This window comes from Streptomyces katrae (assembly GCF_000966975.1).
Taxonomy (GTDB): Bacteria; Actinomycetota; Actinomycetes; order Streptomycetales; family Streptomycetaceae; genus Streptomyces; species Streptomyces katrae.
The window spans coordinates 1-562 of sequence record NZ_JZWV01001052.1; the positions used below are offsets into that span (position 1 = coordinate 1).

A 562-nucleotide genomic window follows, 5' to 3' on the forward strand; every position below is an offset into this window, starting at 1 on the left:
CCTGAGGCTCTGTTCACCGGACAGAGGCAAAACCGCCGGACCGCCCTCGACCCTTACAAGCCCTATCTCCATGACCGCTGGCAGGACGGCTGCACCAACGCCTGGCAGCTGTGGGAGGAGCTCAAGGAGCAGGGCTACTCGCATGGTTACGCCAGTGTCCGCGACTACATCCGCTCCGTGCTGCGGGGCAGGCCGCAGCCCATAGGCCCGCGGCCGCCGACGGCCCGCACCGTCACCCGGTGGATCCTTACCCACCCCGACGCTCTGCAGGAATCAGATCGAATCCAGCTCAAGACTGTCCTGGCCGCGTGCCCCGAACTCGATGTCCTGGCCTCACACGTGCGCTCGTTCGCCCGCATGCTCACCCAGCTGGAAGGTCACCGGATGCCTGAATGGATCGAAGTCGCCAGCACCGCCGACCTTCCCGCCCTCCAGTCGTTCGCCCGCCACCTCGAACGCGACCTGGACGCCGTCATCGCCGGCCTCTCACTGCCCTGGAACTCCGGAGTCGTCGATGGTCATGTCAACCGGATCAAGATGCTGAAACGTCAGATGTTCGGCC

The 562-nt window shown here is 65.5% G+C and carries 1 protein-coding gene; it reads left to right on the top strand.

Annotation, left to right across the window (positions count from 1 at the left end):
• Positions 1-562, top strand: a 562-nt coding sequence (locus VR44_RS32100) for an IS21 family transposase (RefSeq protein ID WP_045951149.1), incomplete at both ends; no start/stop codon positions are given.